Origin of the sequence: Veillonella parvula (assembly GCF_040097785.1) — a bacterium.
Taxonomy (GTDB): Bacteria; Bacillota; Negativicutes; order Veillonellales; family Veillonellaceae; genus Veillonella; species Veillonella parvula_D.
Window position 1 is genome coordinate 309436 of record NZ_JBBNNS010000001.1, and the last position, 16345, is coordinate 325780.

15 protein-coding genes are annotated in these 16345 nt (G+C 35.4%); 13 read left to right on the top strand and 2 right to left on the bottom strand.

Annotation, left to right across the window (positions count from 1 at the left end; all coding sequences use genetic code 11):
* Nucleotides 1-406: 406 nt before the first annotated feature.
* The 11 genes from hrcA (at nt 407) to AAA071_RS01495 (ending at nt 11347) form a co-directional block, all read left to right on the top strand.
* Nucleotides 407-1435 (top strand): heat-inducible transcriptional repressor HrcA, encoded by a 1029-nt coding sequence (gene hrcA / locus AAA071_RS01445; protein WP_004697456.1) that lies wholly within the window; start codon nt 407-409, stop codon nt 1433-1435.
* Nucleotides 1435-1980, top strand: coding sequence for a nucleotide exchange factor GrpE (gene grpE, locus AAA071_RS01450; protein WP_004696996.1), 546 nt, complete (start codon nt 1435-1437; stop codon nt 1978-1980). The genes hrcA and grpE overlap by 1 nt, the downstream gene beginning before the upstream one ends.
* A gap of 27 nt (nt 1981-2007) precedes the next feature.
* The gene (gene dnaK / locus AAA071_RS01455; RefSeq protein WP_008600875.1) at nt 2008-3849 is read left to right on the top strand and encodes a molecular chaperone DnaK; all 1842 of its coding nucleotides are present in this window, start codon (nt 2008-2010) and stop codon (nt 3847-3849) included.
* Nucleotides 3850-3865: 16 nt separating this feature from the next.
* Nucleotides 3866-5020, top strand: a complete 1155-nt coding sequence (gene dnaJ, locus AAA071_RS01460; RefSeq protein ID WP_278457567.1) for a molecular chaperone DnaJ — start codon at nt 3866-3868, stop codon at nt 5018-5020.
* Between the two features lie 55 nt (nt 5021-5075).
* Nucleotides 5076-5939, top strand: coding sequence for a 50S ribosomal protein L11 methyltransferase (locus AAA071_RS01465; protein ID WP_349234005.1), 864 nt, complete (start codon nt 5076-5078; stop codon nt 5937-5939).
* Nucleotides 5936-6667 (top strand): RsmE family RNA methyltransferase, encoded by a 732-nt coding sequence (locus tag AAA071_RS01470; RefSeq protein WP_060919782.1) that lies wholly within the window; start codon nt 5936-5938, stop codon nt 6665-6667. The genes AAA071_RS01465 and AAA071_RS01470 overlap by 4 nt, the downstream gene beginning before the upstream one ends.
* A 24-nt stretch (nt 6668-6691) precedes the next feature.
* Entirely contained in the window at nt 6692-7987 is a 1296-nt protein-coding gene (gene mtaB / locus AAA071_RS01475; protein WP_024061685.1) for a tRNA (N(6)-L-threonylcarbamoyladenosine(37)-C(2))-methylthiotransferase MtaB, read from the top strand.
* 11 nt (nt 7988-7998) lie between these two features.
* On the top strand, nt 7999-8343 hold the full coding sequence (locus AAA071_RS01480) for a histidine triad nucleotide-binding protein (RefSeq protein WP_156697541.1): 345 nt from the start codon (nt 7999-8001) through the stop codon (nt 8341-8343).
* Between the two features lie 157 nt (nt 8344-8500).
* Nucleotides 8501-8680, top strand: a complete 180-nt coding sequence (gene rpsU, locus AAA071_RS01485) for a 30S ribosomal protein S21 (RefSeq protein ID WP_004695751.1) — start codon at nt 8501-8503, stop codon at nt 8678-8680.
* Between the two features lie 82 nt (nt 8681-8762).
* Complete coding sequence (locus AAA071_RS01490; protein WP_004695753.1) at nt 8763-9206, top strand: GatB/YqeY domain-containing protein; 444 nt, start codon at nt 8763-8765, stop codon at nt 9204-9206.
* Between the two features lie 236 nt (nt 9207-9442).
* Entirely contained in the window at nt 9443-11347 is a 1905-nt protein-coding gene (locus AAA071_RS01495) for a type I glutamate--ammonia ligase (protein ID WP_004695754.1), read from the top strand.
* Between the two features lie 105 nt (nt 11348-11452).
* On the opposite strand, the gene AAA071_RS01500 is transcribed toward AAA071_RS01495, so the two are convergent.
* Together AAA071_RS01500 and tpx are read right to left on the bottom strand one after the other, a co-directional pair.
* Entirely contained in the window at nt 11453-11848 is a 396-nt protein-coding gene (locus AAA071_RS01500; RefSeq protein ID WP_004695756.1) for a phosphate-starvation-inducible protein PsiE, read from the bottom strand.
* Between the two features lie 110 nt (nt 11849-11958).
* Complete coding sequence (gene tpx / locus AAA071_RS01505) at nt 11959-12474, bottom strand: thiol peroxidase (RefSeq protein ID WP_004695758.1); 516 nt, start codon at nt 12472-12474, stop codon at nt 11959-11961.
* A gap of 411 nt (nt 12475-12885) precedes the next feature.
* Between tpx and AAA071_RS01510 the strand changes: the two genes are divergently transcribed.
* Complete coding sequence (locus AAA071_RS01510) at nt 12886-14613, top strand: ABC transporter ATP-binding protein (RefSeq protein ID WP_287518241.1); 1728 nt, start codon at nt 12886-12888, stop codon at nt 14611-14613.
* On the top strand, nt 14600-16345 hold the full coding sequence (locus tag AAA071_RS01515; RefSeq protein ID WP_349234006.1) for an ABC transporter ATP-binding protein: 1746 nt from the start codon (nt 14600-14602) through the stop codon (nt 16343-16345). The genes AAA071_RS01510 and AAA071_RS01515 overlap by 14 nt, the downstream gene beginning before the upstream one ends.

Sequence of the window (16345 nt, forward strand, 5' to 3'; positions counted from 1 at the left end):
TTATTATATTTCTAGTACTTATTGATTTATGGTTTTAGTCTGTAAATAGTCAGGGCCCAAAAAGTATTCTAACTAAGAGTCCATTAACAATAGAATTATAATAAAATTATTACAAATATAAACACTTATACTATTTCAGGTTTTAATAATAGAAATTTTATTAGACCAACATATTCTAATCTTTAAATTTTGGGATATGTCATAAATGTAGATAGTATAAGTGTTTTCTTATTTTTGTACTTTGATTTTTTGACCAATTAATTAAAAATATTGAATTGTCTTTTTGACTAAATAGATATTATTTGACTTTTTAAGGATTTTTCTGCTTGACATTTTTTTTGAATATGATAATATTATACATGCGATTAGCACTCAAAGTTTATGAGTGCTAACAAGAGGTGTCATTATGGATGAAAGAAAACAGCGCATCTTGCGAGCCATAATTGAAGACTATGTTAAGTCCGCAGAACCTGTAGGATCTCGAACGATTGCTAAAAATTATGATCTTGGCATCAGTCCTGCTACGGTGCGGAACGAAATGTCCGATTTAGAGGAATTAGGCTATTTAGAGCAACCTCATACATCGGCTGGACGTATTCCTTCAGCTAAGGGCTATCGCTTATATGTTGATTCTATGCTGAGTCGACAACCTGTTCCATTACAGGATGCTGAAAAAATTGAAATGTTATGGAAACGTTCCAATGGATCAACGAGTGAACTCTTTCTCAATATGGCTAAACTACTTTCACAGGTAAGTCATAGCATGAGTTTATTCTTAGCACCAGCCCATGATAGAGCATTAATCAAATACATTCATGTATTACCGCTAGATAGTCATCAAGCCATTATGGTAGTTATTACTGAAACAGGAGCACTCGATAATGAATTGATGTACTTTGGTGAAAGCGTTTCACCAGAGCTTTTACAGAGTTTAGCCATACAATTTAGCAATGCACTACAGAATGTAAGTATTGGTCATGTAACGGCTGAGGCTTTAGGATCTATATTGGTCCATATGGAAGGACCACAGGGAATTTTATTAATCCTTTCGGAGACATTATTACGAGCTATTAATAAACGTAAGTTGTTCTATTCGGTAGGTACCACAGAGTTGTTAAATCAACCAGAGTTTAAGTCTGTTGAGAAGGTACAACCCTTGCTTTCCTTAGTGGAAGAACAAAATCAATTAGGACAGCTATTAAAAGATGATTCTCCAACACCTGTTAAGGTCAAGATTGGTATTGAGAATGAAACTGAAGCGCTACATTCAGTGAGTGTGGTACAAGCTGATTTTACGAATCAAGATCAGCCTATTGGAACTCTTGCTATTCTTGGTCCAACGCGGATGGAATACGGACGTATCATCGGCATGTTGTCCCATATGAAACATATAATGGAAACTATGGTAAAAGAACAAAACAGAAAGGGCATATAATGGCTGAAGAACAAGACATTAAACAAGAAACAGTGGAGGAAACAGAGGATACTACGAATGTAGAGGAACCAACTGTTGAAAAAACTGAAGAAGCTGTGGCTGATGCTGCTCAAGTGTTAGAAGAACTTAAAGCCGACTTTGATAATCGCTATAAACGGTTACAAGCGGACTTTGAAAACTTCAAACGACGTACTAATCAGGAAAAAGAGCAACTTGCAGGATATGTAAAAGGGGATGTATTAACAGACCTTCTTCCTGTCTTGGATAACTTTGAACGGGCTGTTCAAAGTCCTGCAGAGGGGGAAGCAAAAGTATTCCTCGATGGATTCATTATGATTCATCAAAATTTGATGGCTATGTTATCTAAACATGGTTTAGCGGTTATTGAGGCTGTGGGGCAACCATTTGATCCAAATTTCCATCAAGCGATTATGCGTGTACCGTCAGATGAATATGAATCCGATACGGTGTGTGAAGTATTGCAAACTGGCTATACTGTTGATGGTCGTTGTATACGTCCAGCAATGGTAAAAGTTGTTGAATAGATTATAAAGTTTTAGGAGGTATATATTATGGCAAAGGTAATTGGTATTGATTTAGGGACAACAAACTCTTGTGTTGCTGTTATGGAAGGCGGCGAACCTACGGTTATTACAAATCAAGAAGGTGCACGTACAACTCCTTCCGTTGTTGGATTCGCAAAAAATGGAGAACGTTTAGTTGGTCAATTGGCTAAACGTCAAGCTGTATCCAACCCAGAAAATACAATCATTTCTATTAAACGTCACATGGGTACAGACTACAAAGTAACTGTAGAAGGTAAATCTTATACTCCTCAAGAAATTTCTGCAATGATTCTTCAAAAAATCAAAGCTGACGCAGAAGCTTACTTGGGCGAACCTGTAAAACAAGCTGTTATTACAGTTCCTGCATACTTTACAGATGCTCAACGTCAAGCTACAAAAGACGCTGGCGCTATTGCAGGTCTTGAAGTACTTCGTATCATCAACGAACCTACAGCAGCTGCTCTTGCATATGGTGTAGATAAAGATGAAGACGGTAAAGTTCTTGTATTTGACCTTGGTGGTGGTACATTCGACGTATCTATCCTTGAACTTGGCGATGGCGTATTTGAAGTATTAGCAACATCTGGTAATAACCACCTTGGTGGGGATGACTTCGACCAACGTATTATGAACTACCTTATCGAAGAATTCAAAAAAGAAACTGGTATCGATTTGTCCAATGATAAATTAGCTGATCAACGTTTAAAAGAAGCTGCTGAAAAAGCAAAAATTGAGTTGTCTGGTGTAGCTAGCACAAATATCAACTTACCATTTATTACAGCTGATGCTACAGGCCCTAAACACTTGGATGTAACATTAACTCGTGCTAAATTTGAAGAATTAACTGCTGACTTAGTACAAGCAACTATTGAACCTACTCGTAAGGCTATGAGCGATGCTGGTTTATCTGCATCCGATATCGATAAAGTATTGTTAGTTGGTGGTTCTAGCCGTATTCCAGCTGTACAAGAAGCAATCAAAAAAGTATTGGGTAAAGAACCAACTAAAAATGTTAACCCTGATGAATGTGTAGCTATTGGTGCTGCTATTCAAGGTGGCGTATTAGTAGGTGAAGTTAAAGACGTATTGTTACTTGACGTAACGCCATTGTCCCTTGGTATCGAAACAATGGGTGGCGTATTCACACGTATTATCGATCGTAACACTACAATCCCTACATCTAAATCTCAAGTATTCTCTACTGCCGCAGATAACCAACCATCTGTAGATATCCATGTATTACAAGGTGAACGTGAATTCGCAGCAGATAATAAAACATTGGGTCGTTTCAACTTGGATGGTATCCCAGCTGCTCCTCGTGGGGTTCCTCAAATCGAAGTAACATTCGACATCGATGCTAATGGTATCGTACATGTAAAAGCTAAAGATTTGGGGACTCAAAAAGAACAAAAAATTACCATTACTTCTTCTAGCGGCTTGAAAGAAGAAGAAATCGACCGCATGGTTAAAGAAGCTGAAGCTCATGCAGCGGAAGATAAAGCTAGAAAAGAAGAATTAGACATTAAAAATAATGCGGACTCCTTAGTATATCAAGCTGAGAAAGCATTGAAAGACCTTGAAGGTAAAGGCGATGCTGCTTTGATGAAAGAAGTAGAAGAAGCGAAAGATAAATTGAAAAAATCTATCGAAGCTAGCAATATCGAAGACATCAAAAAAGATAGTGAAGCTTTGGAACAACCATTACATAAATTAGCAGAACAAATGTATGCAGCAGCTCAACAAGCTCAACAAGCAGCTGGTGCTACAGATCAAGGTCAACAACAAACTAAATCTGATGACAATGTAGTTGATGCTGATTACACAGTAGTGGATGACGACAAGAAATAAGAAGGGTTGGTAACGAATGGCACGTGATTATTATGACATCCTAGGGGTTAGTAAAAATGCCTCTCAAGATGAAATCAAAAAAGCCTTCCGTAAAAAGGCCCGCCAATACCACCCAGATGTAAATAAAGACAATCCAAAGGAAGCGGAAGCAAAGTTTAAAGAAGCTAACGAAGCTTACGAAGTCTTGTCTGATGAAACTAAAAAAGCTCAATATGACCAATTCGGCCATGACGCCTTCAAACAAGGCGGCGGCGCTGGTGCCGGTGGTTTCCAAGGTGGCTTCGGCGGTTTCGGTGGTCAAACTGGAGGCTTTGGTGATATCTTTGGCGACATTTTTGGTGGCATGTTTGGTGGTGGACGCCAACAAGGCCCTCAAAAAGGCAATGACTTGCGTGAAGATATCGATATTTCCTTTGAAGATGCAGCCTTTGGTAAATCTATGGAAATTGAAGTGCATCGTCATGAAGAATGTGATCACTGTCATGGTACTGGTGGTGAACCAGGCTCTCGTGTCGATACTTGTCCAAACTGTCATGGTTCTGGTCAAGAAGCGGTTATTCAAAATACTCCATTTGGACGTATGCAGTCCGTTCGCACTTGTTCTCGCTGTCATGGTACGGGTAAAAGCATTGAAAAACCTTGCTCAAAGTGTCGTGGTACTGGCGAAATGTTGGCAAAACGGAAGATTTCCATTAAGATTCCAGCTGGTGTAGATAGCGGATCTCGCTTACGTGTAGCTAATGAAGGGGAACCTGGTATTTTAGGCGGCCCTAAAGGGGACCTTTATGTATATATCTTTGTTCGTCCGCATAAGGAATTTGAACGAAATGGTAATGACGTTATTAGCCGTGTAAATATTAGCTTTGCTCAAGCTGCTCTTGGTGCGACTATACAAGTTAACACCTTAGATGGTAAAGTAGAGTTAAAGATTCCGGAAGGTACTCAAACGGGAACGGCATTCCGCGTAAAGGGCAAAGGTATACCATATTTGCGTAACCCTAACCAAAGGGGTGACCAACACATTGTGGTAACCGTCCAAACGCCTAAGAAGTTGACAGACACTCAACGTGAGCTATTGTTACGCTTTGCAAATGAAAGTAATGAAGATGTAAATAACTTACAAGTGAGCAAAAGTCTCTTTGAAAAAATCAAGGACTGTTTAACGAAATGAACAGCTCATGTGAAGGAATGGTTTGTTCCATCACATTCCCTATAAAGGAGCATATATGCAATGGATAGAAGTATCCATTGTCTGTGAAAGAGTAGCCACCGATGAGGTGACTACTCTTTTTGACGATTATGCAGACAATGGAATTATAGAAGAAGATGTTGAAAATCAGCCTAATTTAATAAAATTGTCTATGTACAGTGATCCATCACTAGATGCCGATATGATTAAGTCTGATTTGAAAAAACGTCTTACAGAAGCAAATATTGGAATTATATCGATAGATACACATATTCTTGATGAGTCAACTTGGTTAAACTCTTGGCAACAGTATATTGAACCTACAGAAATTTTACCTAACTTAGTCATTAAACCAGCATGGCAGGAATACAATAATGTAGATAATAAAACTATTATTATAATCGATTCAGATATTTCCTTTGGTACCGGGTCTCATGAGACAACACGGACTTGTGCAGAGTTATTAAAATCCTATAGTGAATCTATGGATCTTGATACAGCTACTTGTTTGGATATTGGTACTGGCACAGGTATTCTTTTATTAGTAGCAGCCCATTTAGGTATTAAAAATTTAGTTGGTATAGATATAGAAGAGTATGCTGCAAATCAAGCTCGAATTAACTGTGAGAATAATCATGTATCTGCTGAAATCATTTGTGGTAATTTGGATAGTGATTTCAATAGTACTGCCCAATTAATTTTAGCTAATTTAACAGTAGATCCCCTTAAAATACTATTACCTCAAATTGGTAAGAAACTGGATGATAAGGGCATTTTGATTATTAGTGGCATTATTGATGATCGTTATGATGAAATCATGCCATATATTGAGGCTCATTGGCATATTATTGAGGAGCGCGTTGCAGGACCTTGGCATACATTTGCGCTAGAAAAACGATGAAAAAGATTTTTATTCCTACACCATTAGATGAAATAATAGAATTGCCGAAAGATGTGACCCATCATGTACTACATGTATTTCGCCATAATATTGAGAAGCCTATAACTGTAACAGGTAGTGACAATCGTTGTGGTACATATCAAATTACAGAAGAAGTAGACGGTAAAGCTCAAGCAAAACTGATTGAATATGTAGATGCAAATCTAGCATCGTATCGTACTATTCTAGTTCAATCATTATTAAAAGGTGAAAAGCTAGAATGGGTGTTACAAAAGGCGACGGAGTTAAATGTGGATACAATTTATCTTGTGCCCACAGCTAACTGCGTAGCTAAATATGATGAAAAAAAGCTTCAATCAAAAGTAAATCGTTGGGAAAAAATAATGCTAGAAGCAGCTCAACAATGTGGACGAAATCACTTGCCTACACTCGTAGTAGGAGAGACGCTTTTACAAGCATTAGACATTGAATCTGAGGCGTTGAAATTGGTAGCCTATGAAAATGAAGCAGGGCAGACTATCAAAGATGTACTTAAAACTTTACATTCCGATAAGTCTGTAACTGATGTTTTAATTTGTATAGGTCCTGAAGGGGGCTATCAAGAGAAGGAAATCAATGCTATTATAAAATATGGTGGAAAATCAGTATCGCTGGGAAATACAATTTTACGGGCTGAAACTGCTGCTATTGGATCGTTAGCGATGATTCGATATGAATTAGAATTATAAATTAAATAAGAATAGAGAGGTGCAATGAAAACCGTTGCTTTTACAACCTTAGGGTGTCGCGTAAACCAATATGATACAGATGCCATGAAAGGTTTATTTTTACAAAATAATTACGAAGCGGTAGACTTCGATGAAAAAGCTGATATATATGTAATTAATACCTGTTCTGTAACGAATATGGGGGAAAAGAAATCCCGTCAATTAATCCGCAAGGCAAAGCGTCAAAATGAAGATGCCTATGTTATTGTAACTGGTTGTTATGCTCAGCTTGATCCAGATGCGATTGCCGCTATAGATGGTGTTAATCTCGTTATTGGTACCAATAATCGCTCTAAAATTGTTGAATTAGTAGAGCAATTAGAATCTACAGAACGACAAATTAATGCTGTTCGGGATATCATGAAGGAATCTAACTTCGAGGAAATGCCGTTATATGGTAATGAATCTGACAAAGCTCGTGCGTTCATGAAAATTCAAGAAGGTTGTAATAACTATTGCGCCTTTTGTATCATTCCTTATACTCGAGGAAAGTTAAAATCTCGTAAAGTTGATGATATTGTACAAGAGGCAAAACGTTTAGTAGATCATGGATTCCATGAAATCGTATTAACTGGTATACATTTGGGTAATTACGGTGTCGAATTACCAGGTCGTCCAACATTAGCTGATGTGGTAAAAGCTTTATTAGAGATTCCTAATTTATACCGCATTCGTTTCGGATCCATTGAATCCGTAGAGGTTTCTGATGAGTTAGTAGAATTAATGGCTACGAATAAACGTGTTTGTCCACATTTACATTTACCGTTACAAGCAGGTTCTGACCATGTATTAAAGTTGATGAAACGCCATTATACATTACAAGAATATAAAGATTTAATTACAAGTTTACGTTCTCGTATTAAAGATTTATCAATTACAACTGATATTATTGCTGGTTTCCCTCAAGAAACTGATGAAGACTTCGAAGAAACATTGAATACAGTACGTGAAATTGGATTTTCGCACATTCATGCTTTCCCATACTCCATTCGTGAGGGTACACCTGCAGCCACTATGGCGGATCAAGTACCAGAAGCTGTTAAGAAAACTCGTGTAGCACTTTTAAATGGTCTTAGCCAATCTGGTTATGAACGATACGCAAAATCACGCATTGGTAAGCCTGGTGAGATTCTCATCGAAAAGGAAGAGAATGGATACTACATGGGCTTAACAAATGAATATATAAATGGTAAAGTTAAGTCAGATGGGACACGTAAAATTGGTGATCTCGTTGGTGGAACTGTTGTAGGTTTAGAAGATAATTATTTAATTATTGAGTAAGGAGTTATATTATGAGCGATTGTATTTTTTGTAAAATTATTAGTGGTGAAATACCTTCTAAAAAAGTGTTAGAAAACGATAAATTTTATGCCTTTCATGATATTCAACCGGTGAAAAAGGTGCATGTTCTAATCGTACCTAAAAATCATGTGTCTAATATCGCACATCTTACTGAAAAGAATGCAGATTATGTTGAAGGATTATTACCATTTGTTCGCGATGTAGCAAAAGAGCTTGGTATTTCTAAAGATGGTTATCGCTTGATCTTTAATACTGGCGGAAAAGCCGGTCAAACGGTATTCCATATGCATGCACACCTTTTAGGTGGAGAAGAAATGGGCTGGCCAGAAGCCTAATTTTGAGTATTATGTATTCTTTTTATAATACTCATTAAAAAACCTATAAAATATACTTGAAAATATTGACAACATCTATACCTATACATATAATATTATATGTGCGTATGTAAATTATCAGCACTTCCCGAGATTATTTTTGGAGGGAGGGATATAGATGTCTGAAATCAAAGTCGGTAAAAACGAAACGCTTGAAAGTGCTCTTCGTCGATTTAAACGCTCCTGCCAAAAAGCGGGTGTTTTGTCTGAAGTAAGAAAACGCGAACACTATGAAAAACCAAGCGTAAAAAGAAAGAAAAAATCTGAAGCAGCAAGAAAACGCAAATTCAGAGCATAAGATGATTACCCTAATTCTGCCTTTTCATGGCTTTATGAAATCCAGAATTAGGGTTTCTTTATTATATACATAAGGAGGAAATATGAGTTTAAAAGATCAATTAAAGGAAGATATGAAAGCAGCTATGAAAGCTCGTGAAGAAGGTAAAACAGCGTTATCTGTAATTCGTATGGTCAATAGTGCCATAAAAAATACAGAAATCAATGACAAAATTGAGCTAGATGATGCTGGCATTCTTGGCATTTTAGCTAAAGAAATGAAAACTCGTCAAGATTCCTTAACAGAATTTGAAAAAGCGGGACGTGAGGACTTAATTAGTCATGTAAAAGAAGAAATGGCTGTATTGCAAAAATACTTACCAGAGCAATTGAAAGAAGATGAAATTCGTACAATTGTACAAGAAGCCATTGCTGCATGTGGTGATAACGTAAATATGGGCAATGTTATGAAACATGTAATGCCAAAAACAAAAGGGCGTGCAGATGGTAAGGTTGTCAATAATATTGTTAAAGAATTACTTGGATAATATATAGTGATATCAACGACCATTCTATATACAGTTATTGATTAAAGTTGATAGTATTGGATGTGTTAGATGTAACTTTAAAAGAATAATGAAATTCTATAGAAAGTTATTGACATATATTTTCAACATATGATAATATGAACTCAATAAAATAATTGGTCAACGAAGACTCCACTTTAGATATATAGATTTATATATTTATTTGTTGGAGTCTTTTTCTTTTAGGAGGAACAAATATGTCGACAACTAACGAATTATTATATTACATTCCGGCGGGTCAATATGGGAAAGAAGGCGTTCTTGCATTATTAGAACAACATCCTGAAATCAAGTTCGTATCTCTTGTAGGTATTGACTTAGCAGGTAATGATACTGATGAAAAGATTCCTATGTCAGCATTCTTCGATGACTACGAATCTTTCTTTGAAGGTCGTGCTGTTCAAACAGATGGTTCCTCTGTAGTACTTACAAATATTGCTACATTAAATAATGCTCGTGTAGATATGTGGGGCGATCCAAGTGTAAACTGGTTTGTTGATTACAACTACGAAAATATTGATCCTGTTACAGGATTACCAACTGGTACACTTCGTATTCCTGCATTCTTGATGCATAACTATCGCTATGTAGATTCTCGTTCTATTTTAAAACGCAGCTGCGACTATGTACGTGCTGAATTATTGGCTTTGATTAAAGAACATGGTTTACCTGGTATGCCGCATGTGAAAGCTGATGAAGTTGTAGATATCATTTTCACATCTGCAACAGAACTAGAATTCTGGGTAAAAACTCCATCTAGAACAGTTACCAAAAAAGAATTATCCGTATCCCAAAAATTACAAGAACAATACTGGCAACGTACTCATGGTACAGTTCGCACTGCATTAGAACAAGCTGTTGAACGTCTTGATAGATATGGTATGGTTGCTGAAATGGGGCATAAAGAAGTAGGTGGCGTTAAAGCTAAACTTGATGAAGATGGTCATGAAGCCGTTGTATTAGAACAATTAGAAATCGACTGGAAATTCTCAAATAATCCATTACAAACAGCAGATAATGAATTACAAGCTCGTATCATTGTTCGTGAAGTATTCCGTGAAAATGGTCTTGATGTAACATTTAATGCAAAACCAATAATTGGTGTAGCTGGTTCTGGTGAACATACTCATTTTGGTGTTATGGCTAAATTAAAATCTGGTAAAGTTGTTAACTTATTTAGCCCAGAAGATATGCGTAAAGAATCTGCTAGCTCTTTAGGCATTGGTGCAATTATGGGACTTTTAAAACACTATGAAGCCATTAATCCATTCATCAGCTCTACAACAGATTCTTTAAACCGTTTAAAACCTGGGTTTGAAGCGCCAGTATGTATTGTTACATCTTTAGGTACTGATCCATCTGAACCTAGCCGTAACCGTACAATCCTTTGCGGTTTAATTCGAGATATCGATAATCCTATGGCGACACGTTATGAATTGCGTTCTCCAAATCCTTACACCAATACATATACTGCTTTAGCGTTGATCTTTATTTCTGCATTTGATGGTATGAAATATGCCATTACATCTGGTAAAACACAAGCTCAATTGGAAGCAGAGCTTTCCAAAGAAGTAGGTGAAACATCTGATTATCTTGCTACAAATCGTGCATACCGTACTGAAAAAGATGTGTTTGATGATTTCACACAAGAAGAACGTAATCAAATGTTTGGTGTTGCTCCAGCTACTGTATGGGAAAACATAAAGGGTTACCAAAATAATCCTGAATTAGTAGAAACATTGGCTCAAGGCAATGCATTTGCTAAAGATTTAATGGACTCCTTTATTGCCTCCATTCTTAAACGCTGGAAACTAGTATTGGCTAACCGCTTAATCCCAAACAATTTGGATACAGTTCGTAGCATGGTTGCAATTCATACTGACAGCCGAAATAGTGTAGATGATAAACGCTTTGCAGAAGTTAATGACTTACGTTTCTACCTTGCTAAAGATAGTGATGATCGTAAATCCTTATTCACTCGTTTAATTGATGCACTTAATGATGGTGAATATGATTTAGCATCCCAATTACAAATCGAAATGAATGATAAAATGGAAGAATTAGAAGCTAAATACGCTAACTACGCTAAAAATATCTTCTAATAAAATCAATTTATTAATAAAAATGGCCTCTACTACGGTAGAGGCCATTTTTCATTTAAATATATCTAAATAAATTAGATATATTCAAACAAAACGATTTAAATTTTATTCGTTATGTCCAATAAATTTTTCTACTAATACTAAGCTACATACAAGTACAAAAATTGCAACAGACCAAATTAAATTATCAAATGATGATTCATGATTGATAATTAGAAGTCTTACAATTGCAGTTATGCCAATGTATAAAAAGAAGTTAAGTGGAAAGTGGAAGTTATTTTTAAAGTATTTAACGATGAGTGCAATAAACTCAAAGTATAGAAAGAAGGTAATTAGTTCTTCAATCAATAAAGAGTATGTACTATAACCTTGAATATTCGCCCACGTAACATAGACAAGACTAATCAATGTATTAATAAGTGCAATACAAAGTGCAATACCAACGCCTACAAGGGCTATATTTTTTATCGTTAATAATAGTTTAGAAATACGAATCCACATATATAATTCACCTACAATAAAAATCTAAATATTATACTACATAAAAAAGACCGTACACCGTACGGTCTTTTTCGATTACATTGTACTATAATCAAATGAATATCTACGAATTAGATATCAGCTTTAATAGCTTCTAATGCAGCATCGAAGTTAACTGCTTGAGTTACTTCAGGTACATATTCAACATAAGTTACTTTGTTATCTTTGTTGATTACTACAACGCCACGAGTTAAAAGACGAAGCTCTTCAATCAAGAAACCATAGTTTTCACCGAAGGAAGCATCTTTGTGGTCAGACAAAGTAACAACTTTATCTACGCCTGCAGCACCACACCAACGTTTTTGAGCGAATGGTAAGTCCATAGAAATTGTCAATACGACTACATCTTCGGAAAGTGCTGTTGCATCTTGGTTGAACCAACGAGTTTGAGCATCACAAACACCTGTATCAAGGGAAGGAACAACGGAGATAACTTTTACTTTACCTTCGAAGTCTTTTAAAGTTTTAGCTTGCAAGTCATTGCTCAATACAGTGAAGTCTGGAGCTTGTTGACCTACTTTAATTTCTGGGCCAACTAATGTGATAGGGCCACCTGCAAATGTTACTACGCCAGTACGTTTTTCCATGTTGTATTCCTCCTAAGAGTTTTAATTCTAATTATGTAAAATATAATTTCTTTATATGCATAGTATAACATTTACATTACCATAAGTAAACTAAAAAATTCGATATAGTATTAATTAAAAAGATCGTTACGATTGATTACTGTAAAAATTTAAAGAGGCCATTTAACTAATATTAATATTGATGAAATAGAACTACTACTGTAATAAAATATTTAATCTAACTGTTATACGTATAGGTGTATTAATGTATCATAAAAAATGTGTATACTATAAAGAGAAAAGTTAACGTAATAAAATTTGTTGATTTAGCTTTTACAGTATTGATTTAAATTCATTTACAATATAATGATACTAGTAATTATATAGGCAATGATTTTGATTAGACTTAATAGGATATGTTAGAGAGGACCTATGAAACCAATAGATTTATTTATGCAGTTTTTCCGGCGTGAAGGCTGGATCTATGCCATTGGCTTAACTATGTTGATGGCAATTGACGTGGCTTTTTTATTTGTTCCTCAATTTATTGGTAATGCTATAGATACGTTGAGCAATAATAAGGAAGGGTTAGTCACTTATATTTTTTATTTCATTTTATTATTTATTATTATCACTATTTTAAAAGTTATCTCACGCAGAACCCTATTAGGCTCTATTCGTCGCATGGAGTATCTTTTTCGTGAGATTTTGTGTAGTAAAGCATTACAAGTAAAAACAACGTACTATGAGGCTAATGGACCTGGTAAGGTTATGGCGCTCATGACTAACGATGTAACATCGCTACGTGTTGCCCTTGGTCTAGGTGTAATGATTATAGTGGATATTATTTTCTATTCCATTGTGGGCTCCATAATTTTAATTCAAAAGATTAATACTGTATTAGCTTTTAAAATTATGACACCTGTATTCTTAATTATTGTGGCTATATTTGTACTAGGCAGAAAGCTACGTATTAAACAACGTAGTGCACAAGCTACTTATAGCGATTTAACAGAGTTTGGACAAGAGTTATTTCAAGGGATGGATGTTATTCGCGCTTTTAATCGTGAAAGCATTATCTCTAATTCTTTTGAAAAAATAAATAAACTTAATTATAAGAAGAATATGGATGTTGCACTACTAGATGCAATATTAACACCGTTGACAAGAATTGCACCCTTTATTTGTATCAGTATTAGTATTTTTATTTGTGGACATTTAGCTGTAGAAGGCAAAATGACTATAGGCGAATTTGTTACTATTAATTCATTCATAATGTTAATTGTGGGACCTTTAATAGGGTTTGGTGGCCTTATTTCTATTGTACAAAAAGGTCTTGCTTCTTTAGATCGTATTATGGATTTCTTACATTTGCCTACAGAAACAATAGATGATACCGATGAAGTACTGCCGCTTGAGGATATTCATATTCGATACTTAGATTTTACTTATGAAAACTCTAAAGGGCATGCATTATCTCAGTTGACAACGACAATACCAAAAGGTTCTTTTATTGGTTTAGTTGGTAAACCCGGTTCTGGCAAAAGTACATTGTTTAAATTGCTTATTGGATTACAAGAATGTCCGGAACAGTCCATTTATTTTGGTAATCAAGATTTAGCTGCTGTTTCTTTATCAAAACTTAGAAACTCAATTGCTTATGTGCCAACACAATCTTACCTTTTAAGTACGACCATTGCAGATAATATTAAATTTGGTAAAAATTTACCTATGCACGAAACTGTAGAGGTTGCGGCACAAAAGGCAGACTTATATAGAGATTTAGGCGATTTGTTAAACGATGATTTACATGAGCTCGCTGAAGAAGGTCATGATTTATCAGGTGGACAAAAGCAGCGAATCAATATGGCTCGCGGCTTTTATAAAAATGCACCATATTTATTGCTAGATGATTGTTTTTCTGCTTTAGATGCAGTAACAGTTACAACTATTTTAAATACATTACATAATGTAAAAGAACAAACAATTTTATGTATTTCACAGCGATTAGAGGTTGTAGAGAAAGCAGATAAAATTCTAGTATTCGATGAGGGGCGTATCGTAGAAGAAGGTACTCATAAAGAATTATTAGCTAACAATGGTTTATACCGCACCTTATATGAAGCGCAGAAAGGAGAGGCCCATTATGAAGAAGCGTAATCTAAGAAATGACTGGGCTTTGTTCTCCTATATAACTGGCTACATTAAGCCTTATTTAGGTATTCTATTATTAGCAACGGTTGCGCTAGCAGGAAATTTAGTGCTATTACTTTTACGACCGTATATAACAAAGCAAGTCATCGATCTTGGCTTTGCCACTAATGATATCGCTGTTATTGAATACTATGCTCTAATGTATGGACTTACTATAATTGGTAGTGTTTTATTTATTTTTGTAGAGAATTATTTTTTAAAAAGTTTTGGTCAAAAAATAATTTATAATATTCGTAGTATTGTCTTTAAAAAGATTCTTAATAAACCACATGATGAATTTTATAAGTTGCCGATTGGCAATTGGGTAACTCGCATCACTAATGATGTAGAGTCATTACGTACATTATATACAGATGTAATTTTGAATTTAGCTAGTAGCGGTTTGATGATTATTGGTATATTAGGATTTATGTATGCTATTAATGTACCCCTAGCTATCATCATGACAATTTTATTACCTATAATGGGTGGAATTATTTGGGTGTTTCAAAAGTTTTCCCGCAAAGCATTTCGTCAGGTAAGACGCTCTGTAGCTGCATCTAATGCGAGTATCAAGGAACTGTTAAATTATATTGTAATCGTAAAATCCTATGGTGGCGAAAAAGCAATTGAGGAACGTTATAATACTGTTAATAAAGGTTTCTTAGAAGCAGGCCTTTTTGAAGTTACTACATTTTCTATTTTTAGACCACTCGTAGATGGTCTATTCTTTGTTGCGTTAATTGTTATTTTTACAACTACGAATTTAATAGACTCTGTAGCTGACGCTGGTACAGTATTTGCCTTTATCCAATATATGGACCGATTCTTCCAACCATTAAAGGAAATTGCAGATAAATATAACTCACTACAAAGTGCATTAGCTGGTGCTGAAAGATTAGTTCCCTTATTAGAGGAAGAAGAGCGTCAGATGGCTAATGAAGTTCCTGATGAATTTAAACATATAGAGACCATTGAATTTGAGCATGTGTGGTTTTCCTATAATAATAACGACATTTATGCGCTAGAAGACTTTACATTAAACATTAAAGCTGGAGAATTCATAGGGATTGTAGGTCCTTCTGGTAGTGGTAAATCTACACTTTTAGCATTGTTGATGGGGGTCTACAAACCAACAAGAGGGACTATCTATATTAACGGTATAAATATTACCAAATATGACAATTCTGTGCTTCGCCATTTAATGGGATATGTTTTTCAGCAAGCTTATCTATTTAAGGGTTCCATTAGAGATAACTTAACACTTTTTGATACATCAATTTCTAATGAGGAAATGATCAATGCAGCAAAACAAGTTAATTTGGATTCTATGATTGAACAACTTCCGGAAGGGTATGAGACACCGGTTGGTTATTTAGGCTCCTTATTATCTGATGGGCAAAAACAATTATTGGCTTTTGGCCGTACCTTGATTAAAAAAACACCAATTCTATTGCTAGATGAAGCAACGGCTAATATCGATAGTCATACGGAGAAGCAAATTCAAGCAAGTATTGAAAATATTCGAGGTAGTAAAACAATCGTAAGTATTGCTCATCGTCTTTCAACAGTAGAAGATGCCAATAAAATAGTGTATATGGAATATGGTAAAATAATAGAAAAAGGATCTTTTAATGAGCTTATCAACTTAAAAGGGGCCTTTTATAATCTATGGAATAATCAACACAGTGGGAGTTAG

What these genes read in the sequence shown, in the direction of transcription:
- hrcA (WP_004697456.1), top strand. Translation starts at nt 407, where the DNA reads ATGGATGAAAGAAAACAGCGCATCTTGCGAGCCATAATTGAAGACTAT.
- grpE (WP_004696996.1), top strand. Translation starts at nt 1,435, where the DNA reads ATGGCTGAAGAACAAGACATTAAACAAGAAACAGTGGAGGAAACAGAG.
- dnaK (WP_008600875.1), top strand. Translation starts at nt 2,008, where the DNA reads ATGGCAAAGGTAATTGGTATTGATTTAGGGACAACAAACTCTTGTGTT.
- dnaJ (WP_278457567.1), top strand. Translation starts at nt 3,866, where the DNA reads ATGGCACGTGATTATTATGACATCCTAGGGGTTAGTAAAAATGCCTCT.
- AAA071_RS01465 (WP_349234005.1), top strand. Translation starts at nt 5,076, where the DNA reads ATGCAATGGATAGAAGTATCCATTGTCTGTGAAAGAGTAGCCACCGAT.
- AAA071_RS01470 (WP_060919782.1), top strand. Translation starts at nt 5,936, where the DNA reads ATGAAAAAGATTTTTATTCCTACACCATTAGATGAAATAATAGAATTG.
- mtaB (WP_024061685.1), top strand. Translation starts at nt 6,692, where the DNA reads ATGAAAACCGTTGCTTTTACAACCTTAGGGTGTCGCGTAAACCAATAT.
- AAA071_RS01480 (WP_156697541.1), top strand. Translation starts at nt 7,999, where the DNA reads ATGAGCGATTGTATTTTTTGTAAAATTATTAGTGGTGAAATACCTTCT.
- rpsU (WP_004695751.1), top strand. Translation starts at nt 8,501, where the DNA reads ATGTCTGAAATCAAAGTCGGTAAAAACGAAACGCTTGAAAGTGCTCTT.
- AAA071_RS01490 (WP_004695753.1), top strand. Translation starts at nt 8,763, where the DNA reads ATGAGTTTAAAAGATCAATTAAAGGAAGATATGAAAGCAGCTATGAAA.
- AAA071_RS01495 (WP_004695754.1), top strand. Translation starts at nt 9,443, where the DNA reads ATGTCGACAACTAACGAATTATTATATTACATTCCGGCGGGTCAATAT.
- AAA071_RS01500 (WP_004695756.1), bottom strand. Translation starts at nt 11,848, where the DNA reads ATGTGGATTCGTATTTCTAAACTATTATTAACGATAAAAAATATAGCC.
- tpx (WP_004695758.1), bottom strand. Translation starts at nt 12,474, where the DNA reads ATGGAAAAACGTACTGGCGTAGTAACATTTGCAGGTGGCCCTATCACA.
- AAA071_RS01510 (WP_287518241.1), top strand. Translation starts at nt 12,886, where the DNA reads ATGAAACCAATAGATTTATTTATGCAGTTTTTCCGGCGTGAAGGCTGG.
- AAA071_RS01515 (WP_349234006.1), top strand. Translation starts at nt 14,600, where the DNA reads ATGAAGAAGCGTAATCTAAGAAATGACTGGGCTTTGTTCTCCTATATA.